Origin of the sequence: Mucilaginibacter sp. UYP27 (genome assembly GCF_040547175.1) — a bacterium.
Classification (GTDB): Bacteria; Bacteroidota; Bacteroidia; order Sphingobacteriales; family Sphingobacteriaceae; genus Mucilaginibacter.
This window is the reverse complement of the sequence record NZ_JBEPPE010000002.1, coordinates 133,699-143,680: the sequence shown is the minus strand read 5'-3', so window position 1 is coordinate 143,680 and position 9,982 is coordinate 133,699. Positions and strand designations below refer to the sequence as shown.

Genomic DNA, 9,982 nt, shown 5'->3' with positions numbered 1-9,982 from the left:
TACTTACCGTATAACCAATGGCTAAAAACACGATATCCGTTCCACTTAATATTATTGATCTGCATGGCGATGGGTTCCATCCGCTATTGGATGTGGTGATATTCGGCAAGCCTTTTAAAGTGGTATTAGATACTGGAGCGTCGCGTACGGCGTTTGACCACCAACTGCTGATAGCAGCAAATGAACAAGCCGCAATTATTGTAAGTGACAGGCTATCTACAGGCTTAGGCACCAATACCATGGAGTCGGCCACCGCGGTTATCGAGAATATCTGGATAGGCGACCTGCTGATACCTGAACTGGAAGTGGCAGTACTAAATCTATCTACCATAAATGTAGCCTACCGCGAACTGGGCCACCCCGAAGTTTTGGGAGTACTGGGCAGCGATATTCTAATGAAATATAAGGCCGTTATTGATTTTGGCAAAGGGACGTTAAAGTTGAAGTAAATTAGCTTACGCCTTCTTCAAAACCCGGTGGCAAAGGTTTATAGCGCTTAGGTTTAGCACCGCAAAAAATACCAATACCAGCATAAGCGCGGGCAAAGGCCAGTGCCTTTTATTCGTTTAGCTTTAATAGCGGTAATAACATGGTCGAACAGTTCGTAGTAGATCTCCTGGTATTTGATATCATAGATCTTCATCCTATCTGTTGCCCATTGCAGTTCTTCTGGTGTGAGTATCATCTTAATTCGCCTCTTTCATTAATTTCACCTCGCTTTTGCAAAGCTTAATTATGCCGATATTGTACACAAGGGCGGCCATCATACATAGCGTAGTCAATGATGGATAATGGCCGGACCAGATCTCATTGATATGATTAAAAGCCATGGGTATGCTTACAGTAATTAAGCCGAAGACAACCATAGGCTCCCAGGCCATACTGCCAAATAATACATCTCTTACCGATCTTGACTTATCACCGGTAATATAACCCATGTAAAAAAACCTGAACAATGCTATAAGCGATGGTACAAACACCACCACTAAAACAGATGCCTTTAACACCAGCGGCGGCAAGTTAACCATAGAATAAAAGGCATAGATAGCAATAGCTAAACCAGCAAGGTAAAGCAGCGCCGGTAAACGTAAAAGATCAATAAGGTATATACGGAAGCGTTTATAAGTATCAGCACTTACAGCTTCTTTGATGCCCTTCTCTACTTTTTCCAGGTTATGGTGCCCGCCAAAATCATTGCGGATTATGTTATTTACCGCATCTTCAAAACTACTGTTATCAGGGTGATGCGCTAACGCGCAGATAATGTGGTCAATCACCTCTTCACGACTCTCCTTGTATTTAAAAGTTTTTTTAAGGTACTGCTGTAAAGTTGCTATTTGTTTGTCCGTAGGTTTCATTTGGCGGCGGGTTTAAGGTTTAACAAAGTTTGCAACTGGTCTATAAAAGCCTGTGCTTCGGTAAGCTTGCTGGTAACCTCTTTGCCACCCTGCTCGGTTAAGCGGTAATATTTACGTACGCGGTTATCAACCACCTGGGTAAAGGTTTCCAAGAAGCCATCCGCTTCCAGCTTATGAAGTGCCGGGTACAACGCGCCCTCAGTAAGCATTATCTCACCTTCAGATACCTCTTTAACCTTTTGGGTTATCTCGTATCCGTACATCTGCTCGTTATCTTCCAGCAGCTTTAAAATAATAGTTTGCAGGCTGCCTTTTAGCAATGGGTTAGTGCTCATACTTCAAATGTAAACAAATTTTATATACATAAGAAAATTATGTATATAATTTAAAAGGCATTTGTGTACAACCTTAGATATACAGCGTTTAAAAACCATTCGGGTTAAATATCCTGTAATTTTGATACGTTTATGCTTTAGTCAAGAGTCAAAAACAATCGAAAAAGGCGAATTAAGTTGTCTTAAAATACATTAGCCCCGCTTATTCGGCGGGGCTAATATTTCATAATAAGAAGCATCTGCAGATTTGGGATCTGCGTATCTGAAAATATATTTTAGGTATCTATACGTGCGTAGCGAGCATTTTTCTCGATAAACTCACGGCGCGGGGCAACTTCGTCACCCATCAGCATAGAGAAGGTGTGATCGCACTCGGCAGCGTTTTCAATAGCTACTTTTTTAAGTGTACGGTTAGCCGGATTCATGGTTGTATCCCATAATTGCTCGGCGTTCATCTCACCCAAACCTTTATAACGCTGTACGTGTACACTATCCTCTTTACCCTGGCCTTTAAGGCGCTGTATAGCGGTATCGCGTTGTTCATCTGTCCAGCAGTATTCAAATTCTTTACCTTTTTTAACCTGGTAAAGCGGTGGCGATGCAATGTACACATAGCCATACTCAACCAATTCCTTCATATAACGGAAGAAAAAGGTAAGAATAAGTGTGGTAATGTGCGAACCATCTACGTCCGCATCCGTCATGATCACAATTTTGTGGTAACGTAACTTGGTTAAGTTTAATGCTTTCGCATCCTCGGGGGTACCGATGCTTACACCAAGACCGGTGAACATATTTTTTATCTCTTCGTTCTCGTAAATTTTGTGCTCCATGGCTTTCTCCACGTTCAGGATCTTACCACGTAGTGGCAGAATGGCCTGGAACTCGCGGTTACGGCCCTGTTTAGCAGTACCACCCGCTGAGTCGCCCTCTACAAGGTAAAGTTCACATAAAGTTGGATCGCTATTGGCACAATCAGATAGCTTGCCCGGTAAACCCGAACCTGTCATCACACTTTTACGCTGTACCATTTCGCGGGCCTTACGTGCAGCTGCACGGGCTGTAGCAGCAAGGATAACCTTCTGCACTATCATTTTAGCTTCCCGTGGGTTTTCTTCAAGGTAGTTACCTAAAATTTCGCCTACGGCCACGTTAACGGCACCACTCACCTCGCTGTTACCCAATTTGGTTTTGGTTTGCCCTTCAAATTGCGGCTCTTGTACTTTTACCGAAATTACAGCTGTTAACCCCTCACGAAAGTCATCACCGGTAATCTCGATCTTCATATTTTTCAACAAGCCCGATTTATCCGCATAAGCCTTAAGCGTGCGGGTTAAACCCATCCTGAAACCGGCAACGTGTGTACCTCCCTCAATAGTGTTGATGTTATTTACGTATGAGTGCACATTTTCGGTATAGGTATCGTTGTACTGGAAAGCCAGTTCAACCGGGATACCCTGCTTTATACCTTCCAGGTAAATTGGCTCCGGGATGATAGCAACGCGGGTACCATCAAGGTATTTTATAAACTCCCTTAAACCACCTTCAGAGAAAAATTCCTCCATTGGGAAAGAACCGTCGTCGTTAGTTTCGCGCTCATCTGTTAGCGTTAAGCGGATGCCTTTGTTCAAAAATGCAAGCTCGCGTAAACGGGTTGCCAGTGTTTCAAACTTATATTCGGTTGTAAGTGTAAATATCTCTGCATCCGGCTGGAAAGTTTGGGTGGTACCTGTTTTATCAGATACGCCAATCTCTTTAACAGGGAACAATGGTTTACCACGTTCGTATTCTTGTGTAAAAATTTTACCCTCGCGGTATACAACAGTTTTAACGTGTATAGATAGTGCGTTAACACAACTTACACCCACACCGTGCAAACCACCGGATACTTTGTAGGTGTCCTTGTCAAACTTACCGCCTGCGTGCAGCACGGTCATTACTATTTCAAGGGCTGATTTTTGTTCTTTAGTATTGATACCCGTTGGGATACCACGGCCATTATCTACAACGGTAATAGAATTGCCTTTGTGGATAGTAACGTTAATGGTATCACAATACCCGGCAAGCGCCTCATCTATCGAGTTATCAACTACCTCGTAAACCAAGTGGTGAAGGCCTTTTACGCCCGTATCACCAATGTACATCGAAGGCCTTTTACGTACGGCTTCTAAACCTTCTAAAACCTGTATATTATCCGCTGAATAATTTGATTTATCCTGATTTTCTTCGCTCATATTTGATTAATACAATAACCCCCAAATTTACGAATTTAGCTTCGTATTAACTCGGATTATGTGCAACATTAATGCGATTGTGGATAAATATGACCGATAATAAACATCTTAATTAATGGTTAGGAAACTTGTGGCGAAAGATTATATTTGTCAAAATTTTTTTTAAGATAAACCCAATGAAAATGAAGGCTTCAATTGTTACAAAATCAGTATTAGCATTACTAATAGCTGCAGGTGTATCTGCTTGTAACCAAAATAAACCAGACGCTAAACCTGCTGCAGCAACAACTGCAGGCACAACTGCCGACGGTCCTGAAATTGTTTACATTAACCAGGATTCTTTAGTATCTAAATACGATTACATTAAGGACATGGACAAGCGCCTTGGTGATAAAAGTAAAGCTGCACAGACTGATGTTGCTTCGCGCCAGCAGGCTATCCAACGCGAGGTTGCTGAATACCAAAAAGCTGCCCCTACAATGGCGGCAGACCAACGTGCCGCTACCGAGCAACGCTTACAACGTAAAGGCCAGGAGTTTCAACAATATCAACAAAATGCAGGTGCACAAGTGCAAAATGAGCAAGTAACCGAGCAAACCAAACTTTACGAAAAACTGGTTGAGTTTACTAAAGCTTACGCTAAAGAAAAAGGTTACAAAATGATCCTTACTTACCAAAAAGGTAATGCAACAGTTCTTTACGGCGACCCAAGCCTTGACGTAACTACTGAAGTAGTTAAGAGATTAAATGACGCTTACGCCAAAGACAAAAAATAGCATATCAGATGTGCAAATAATTAAAATATAATTAATTAAAACCTCAGCTTACAGTTGAGGTTTTTTAATTTAGAGCAATATGGAAGACAAAGGCAACGAAAAGTTTATGCAGATGGCCATCGACCTGTCTGAATATAACGTAAAGCAATCGCAGGGCGGCCCCTTTGGTGCGGTGATTGTAAAGGATGGTATGGTGATAGCGCGCAGTGCAAACCGTGTTGTCCCTACTAATGACCCCACGGCCCATGCAGAGATATCGGTTATCCGCCTGGCCTGCCAGGAGCTGGAAACTTACAATTTGGAAGGCTGCGAAATTTATACCAGTTGCGAACCCTGCCCCATGTGCCTGGGCGCCATTTATTGGGCACGCATCAGCAAAATTTATTATGCCAATACCAAAAAGGATGCTGCCGATATAGGTTTCGACGACCATTTTATTTATGATGAATTAGCGCAGCCTATGGAAAAACGCAAACTTCCTTTTGTACAAATGATGCACACTGAAGCCCTTGAGATTTTTAAACAATGGACGGAATCGGAAAGCAAGAAGGATTACTAATTAAATACTTACCCAATCAACGATTTAATTAGTTCTTCCAAATCTTTAAGGTAAAGCATATTTGGCCCATCGCTCATGGCGTGGTCCGGGTCGGGGTGTGTTTCTATGAAATAACCGCTGGCACCAAATGCCTTTGCTGCATGTGCCATGTTTGGCACAAATTTGCGGTCGCCGCCGGTTTTGCCCCCTGCACCGCCGGGGCGCTGTACCGAGTGGGTACAATCCATACAAACAGGATAGCCAAACTCCAGCATATCGGCAACATTCCTAAAATCAACAACCAAATTATTATACCCAAATGAGTTACCGCGCTCGGTAAGTATAATCTGGTCGTTACCACTTTCCTTTACTTTTTGTGCCGGGTAAAACATATCCTGGCCAGATAGGAATTGCGCTTTTTTAACATTCACTATTTTGCCCGTTTCGGCAGCAGCTACCAACAAATCCGTTTGGCGACAAAGGAACGCCGGGATCTGCAGAATATCTACCACCTCGGCGCATGCAGCGGCCTGGAATGGCTCGTGGATATCCGTTGTAATCGGCAAGTTAAATTTCTCTTTCACGTTATTCAGCATCTCCATACCTTTTGCTAAACCCGGGCCGCGGTAAGCGCTTACACTGGTACGATTCGCTTTATCAAACGATGATTTAAAAACTACTGTAACCGGGTATTTAGCGCCAATCTCGGCAACTTTTTCGGCTACGGTGTACAGCAATTCCTGGTTTTCCATTACGCATGGGCCAACAATAAAAAAAGGTTTTTGAGTGATGTCGTTATATAATCCCATTGTCTTTTATCTTTTTGCGTGCAAGTTCAAGGTCTTCAGGTGTATCTATCCCCTTCTCGATGCCTTTCACTTCAATCATTTTAATTTTATAGCCGTTCTCAATCGCCCTCAGCTGCTCCAGTTTTTCTGTGCTTTCTAAAAACGAAACCGGCATGGTAATAAACTGTTTCAGGAATGATGCTTTGTAAGCATACACTCCCATATGTTTTTTGTAAGCGGACGGATCTTTCACTTCCCCATCTCTCGAAAACGGTATAGCAAATCTTGAGAAATAGATAGCGTTTCCATTTACATCGGTAACAACCTTAACCAGGTTTGGGTTATTTAGTTCCGCTACATCGGCAACAGGTGCACAAATACTGGCCATACCGGCGTCGCTTTGCTGTAATGCAATTATCAGCCTGTCAATGATGCCGGCATCAAAAAAGGGTTCGTCGCCCTGTACATTTACCACCATATCGCATGGTACTGTTTCTATAACCTCGGCAATACGATCTGTCCCGCTGGGGTGCTCCTCTTTTGTCATAAGCACGTTTGGAGTAAACGTTTTGCAAGCGTCAAATACTTCGGTGCTGTCGGCCGCTATCCAGATCTCGTGATGCAGGGTTGCTTTTAGGCAAGCTTCGTACACACGCTGAATAATAGGCTTTCCACCCAGATCAAGCAACATTTTACGCGGCAAGCGAGTTGATTTTAGCCTTGCAGGTATAACAATAATTACTTTCATCTGCTAAGCTTGGTTAAATATCTGGTAAACGCCGGTAAGGACATTATTATCATTATGTACCAGCAGGGTAGTTATCTTGCGCTCCATCATAAGTTCCTCAGCGTCGTAAACCAACTCGTGTTCGTTAATTATCCGCGGTGAAGTATTCATCAGATCGCTAATAGGCAGGTGATAAATATCTTCATATTTTACTAATCCGCGGCGCAAATCTCCGTCGGTTATTACGCCTTCTACTTTATCCGGCGAGCCGACTATAACCATTCCCAGTTTGCCTTCACTCATTTGCAAAACCAATTGAGTGAAAGTAGCTTTGGTATTGATAAAAGGAAGTTTGTCGGTACGCATCAGATCTTTAACCCTTACCAATAATTTTCGGCCAAGCCTGCCTCCGGGATGGAAACGCGCAAAATCAGCGGGACTAAAATCTCTTGCCGTCATTAGTGCTACTGCTAAAGCATCACCCATAACTAACGTTGCGGTGGTGGATGATGTGGGCGCTAACTCAAGCGGACAAGCCTCCTGCTTAACGCAAACATTTAAATGGTATGTGGCATTGGTAGCCAGTGTAGATTTAGCGTTGCCGGTTATAGCTATAAACGTATTTTTATTGTATTGTAGATAAGGTACAATTTTTAACACCTCTTCGGTTTCGCCGGAGTAAGATACAAGTAGAACCACGTCATCGGTACTTATCATCCCAAGGTCGCCGTGAAAAGCCTCGGCAGGATGCATAAAAAAGCTTGGGGTACCTGTGCTGGTGAAAGTGGCCGAGATTTTTTTGCTAATATGCCCGGACTTCCCCATCCCGCACACAACTAATTTACCTTTGGATTGCAGGATGGCGTTAACTGCCTGGTTAAACTGTTCGTCTATCATCGATGCCACATACTGCAACGATGCAATTTCTATATCAAATACTTTTTGGGCAATACTTTTCATAAGCTGTAGTAGCTCGGGTATTATTTAGTATTGCAATAATACTCAATAAAATCAGATTAGATCAATGAACGGCCGTACCGCGCTAATAGTTTAAACTAAGATTACTTAGTCCTGTAATACCCGTAGTTTTTTTGGCTCTACTTCTATTTGTCCCGGATGTATTAGGCTTTTTTTATCCAAATGTTCAAACTGTGAGTTTTTGCTGATAAACTCAGGTACAATATCCTTCATTTTATTAACCATTGCCATATCATCATTTTGCTGATTTAGCAAAATAAGCTCGTTAATGTCATCGGTAACCTTTTTGTACGGGTATGTTATCACCTCTGAGATCTTAATCTTCTCGTGGTGGGTTGGCATGGTATGCTCGCCCTGGTTAAGCAATTCCTCGTAAAGCTTTTCGCCCGGGCGAAGGCCTGAGTAAACAATTTTGATATCCCGCTCGGGTTGTAAACCCGCAAGCTTAATCATTTTTAGTGCCAGGTCAACAATTTTAACAGGCTCGCCCATATCAAAAATAAATATCTCGCCACCTGTACCCATTGTACCGGCTTCCAACACCAAATGTACCGCCTCGGGTATGGTCATGAAATAACGTGTGATCTCCGGATGGGTTACAGTAATAGGGCCGCCTTTTTGGATCTGGGCCCTAAAACGCGGTATCACCGAACCGTTAGAACCTAACACATTACCAAAACGGGTAGTTATAAAGCAAGTGCCTTTATTTATAGGGTTATCTTTTAATGATTGGATATAGATCTCGGCAATACGCTTGGTAGTCCCCATGATGTTTGAAGGATTAACAGCCTTATCGGTAGACACCATCACAAACTTATTTACACCGTGTGCAACTGATAGATCCGCAATGTTTTTTGTACCTAAGACATTCGCCCTAACCGCTTCTGATGGGTTCTCTTCCATCATTGGCACATGTTTGTAAGCAGCAGCATGATAAACAACTTCTGGTTTGTAATCAAAAAACAGCTTTTGCATACGATCGTGATTCCTGATATCCCCGATGAATATTTTTATCGGTATCTGTGCAAACTTTTCTTCTACCTCTAACCGGATCTCGTGCAGTGGCGATTCGGCCTGGTCACAAAGGATAACCATTGCCGGATCATATTGTAATACTTGCTGAACGATCTCTGAACCGATAGAACCGGCGGCACCTGTAATCAATACTCGCTTGCCCTGCAAATCTTCAGATATACGTGTAGTATCAATTTGTATTGTTTTACGCTGAAGCAAGTCCTCTATTTTTAGGTCTTTAATCTGCTGCATGTTAAGTTTACCGTAAATCCATTGATCTGATGGTGGTACAGTAAGTACCTGGATACCCAAAGCAAGGCATGTTTCCAGAGCTGTTTTTTTCGACTGCTCGTCAAGATGATGATTCATGATGATCATCTTATCTATGGCACGTTTTTCTTTAAGTTTTTCAAGTTTATTTATATCATAAACCCTCACCTGCTGTATTTCTTTATTGATCTTATTGTTATCAGCATCCACAAAACCTGCTATAACAAAGTTGGTTTGCGCGCTGGCTTCTAAAGCTTGTTTCACCAATACGGCACTGGTATCAGAACCGTAAATAAGTACCGTGGTTTTTTTTGAACTTGAATAGTTATTAAGGTAGTTGAACGCACTTTTCACACCGCTTCTCAAGAGAATGAGTAGGGTACTTGATACTGAGAAGTTAACAAGCAAAACAAGATCGATGGTGGAAGATTTTACATGCAAGTAAGGTTTAACCCACAATGTAACTACCAGCATATATAATAAACTACTGATAAACACCGACCCAAATATACGCAACACATCACGCGTATTTGAATACCTGATGAGACCTATATGTACCCTCATCACGTACATCACCAATGCGGCAACTATACAATAAACACCTGTATAAATAAAAAAGTAACCCCTTAATATATTTACAAAATCAAATCTGTTTACAATAAGATAAGAAGATGAAAAAGACCACGTAACAATAACAAAGTCTAATAACATTATTATCCAACGGGGTAAAACCTTGCTAAAAAGTAAGTATTTCTTCATAGGTACATTTTTGCCAATCTAAACAAAGATAAAGAATAATAATTCTATCGAGAAATAAGACAATTATATTGAAATATAACCAATGTATTTTCTTGATACTTAACTTTAGATATTAACTATTAAACGCCTTAAATAACATAACAGTTTAAAATTCATAATTAACACCGTTTATTTAAAGACATAAGCATCGCACACATTAACAACA

General features: G+C 41.8%; 11 protein-coding genes. 3 read left to right on the top strand and 8 right to left on the bottom strand.

What is annotated here, in order from left to right; translation table 11 throughout:
- The first annotated feature begins 17 nt into the window (after positions 1-17).
- Positions 18-449: an aspartyl protease family protein gene (locus ABIB39_RS08490; RefSeq protein WP_354429016.1), complete on the top strand. Its 432-nt coding sequence runs from the start codon at positions 18-20 to the stop codon at positions 447-449.
- Positions 450-502: 53 nt separating this feature from the next.
- On the opposite strand, the gene ABIB39_RS08485 is transcribed toward ABIB39_RS08490, so the two are convergent.
- From ABIB39_RS08485 to gyrB, 4 genes are all read right to left on the bottom strand, one after another.
- The gene (locus tag ABIB39_RS08485; RefSeq protein WP_354429014.1) at positions 503-685 is read right to left on the bottom strand and encodes a hypothetical protein; all 183 of its coding nucleotides are present in this window, start codon (positions 683-685) and stop codon (positions 503-505) included.
- Position 686: 1 nt separating this feature from the next.
- Positions 687-1,358, bottom strand: a complete 672-nt coding sequence (locus tag ABIB39_RS08480) for a hypothetical protein (protein ID WP_354429013.1) — start codon at positions 1,356-1,358, stop codon at positions 687-689.
- Positions 1,355-1,693, bottom strand: a complete 339-nt coding sequence (locus ABIB39_RS08475) for a PadR family transcriptional regulator (protein ID WP_354429012.1) — start codon at positions 1,691-1,693, stop codon at positions 1,355-1,357. Before ABIB39_RS08475 ends, ABIB39_RS08480 begins: the two co-directional genes overlap by 4 nt.
- 275 nt (positions 1,694-1,968) lie before the next feature.
- Positions 1,969-3,927 (bottom strand): DNA topoisomerase (ATP-hydrolyzing) subunit B, encoded by a 1,959-nt coding sequence (gene gyrB / locus ABIB39_RS08470; RefSeq protein WP_354429011.1) that lies wholly within the window; start codon positions 3,925-3,927, stop codon positions 1,969-1,971.
- 182 nt (positions 3,928-4,109) lie between these two features.
- Here gyrB and ABIB39_RS08465 point away from each other — a divergent pair, with 182 nt between their 5' ends.
- The gene (locus ABIB39_RS08465; protein WP_354429009.1) at positions 4,110-4,703 is read left to right on the top strand and encodes an OmpH/Skp family outer membrane protein; all 594 of its coding nucleotides are present in this window, start codon (positions 4,110-4,112) and stop codon (positions 4,701-4,703) included.
- Positions 4,704-4,782: 79 nt separating this feature from the next.
- Positions 4,783-5,262: a nucleoside deaminase gene (locus ABIB39_RS08460; RefSeq protein ID WP_354429007.1), complete on the top strand. Its 480-nt coding sequence runs from the start codon at positions 4,783-4,785 to the stop codon at positions 5,260-5,262.
- An 8-nt stretch (positions 5,263-5,270) separates the two neighbouring features.
- Here ABIB39_RS08460 and kdsA read toward each other — a convergent pair whose 3' ends face one another.
- The 4 genes from kdsA to ABIB39_RS08440 all read right to left on the bottom strand — a co-directional run bounded on the left by kdsA (position 5,271) and on the right by ABIB39_RS08440 (position 9,777).
- A complete protein-coding gene (gene kdsA / locus ABIB39_RS08455) occupies positions 5,271-6,050 on the bottom strand; it encodes a 3-deoxy-8-phosphooctulonate synthase (protein ID WP_354429005.1) in 780 nt (259 codons plus the stop codon).
- A complete protein-coding gene (gene kdsB, locus ABIB39_RS08450; RefSeq protein WP_354429003.1) occupies positions 6,037-6,777 on the bottom strand; it encodes a 3-deoxy-manno-octulosonate cytidylyltransferase in 741 nt (246 codons plus the stop codon). Before kdsB ends, kdsA begins: the two co-directional genes overlap by 14 nt.
- A 3-nt stretch (positions 6,778-6,780) precedes the next feature.
- A complete protein-coding gene (locus ABIB39_RS08445; RefSeq protein ID WP_354429001.1) occupies positions 6,781-7,716 on the bottom strand; it encodes a KpsF/GutQ family sugar-phosphate isomerase in 936 nt (311 codons plus the stop codon).
- Between the two features lie 105 nt (positions 7,717-7,821).
- Positions 7,822-9,777 carry a polysaccharide biosynthesis protein gene (locus ABIB39_RS08440; RefSeq protein ID WP_354428999.1) on the bottom strand — a complete coding sequence of 652 codons (1,956 nt, stop codon included), beginning with the start codon at positions 9,775-9,777 and terminating at the stop codon, positions 7,822-7,824.
- Positions 9,778-9,982: the final 205 nt, after the last annotated feature.